At 66.4% G+C, this 393-nt stretch carries 1 protein-coding gene; it reads left to right on the top strand.

What is annotated here, in order from left to right:
• Positions 1–393 (top strand): VCBS domain-containing protein (locus NX778_RS24550; protein ID WP_258814442.1); only part of this gene is annotated, 393 nt, incomplete at both ends.

Raw genomic sequence — 393 nt, 5'->3', positions numbered from 1 at the left:
CTGTTCAAGGATCCGGCCTCGCTGCACGGCACCTACGGCGACTTCAGCTTCAACAGCACCACCGGCGACTGGACCTACACCCTGCGCAACGGCGACACCAACGTGCAGGCCCTGAACGCGGGCAAGGTCGTGTCGGACGAAATTACCGTCACCTCGGCCGACGGCACCGCCAGCGCCAAGCTGCACGTGGAAGTCACCGGCGCCAACGACGCCGCTTCCATCAGCGGCAACGGCAACGGCGCTGTCGGAGAAGACGGCACCCTGGGCGCTTCCGGCACCCTGACCGTGAGCGACGTCGACACCGGCGAAGCCGTGTTCAAGGATCCGGCCTCTCTGCACGGCACCTACGGCGACTTCAGCTTCAACAGCGCCACCGGCGCATGGTCGTACACC

Source organism: Massilia terrae (assembly GCF_024753145.1).
In the GTDB taxonomy this organism is placed as follows: Bacteria; Pseudomonadota; Gammaproteobacteria; order Burkholderiales; family Burkholderiaceae_D; genus Telluria; species Telluria terrae.
This window is presented reverse-complemented; position numbering and strand designations above follow the sequence as displayed.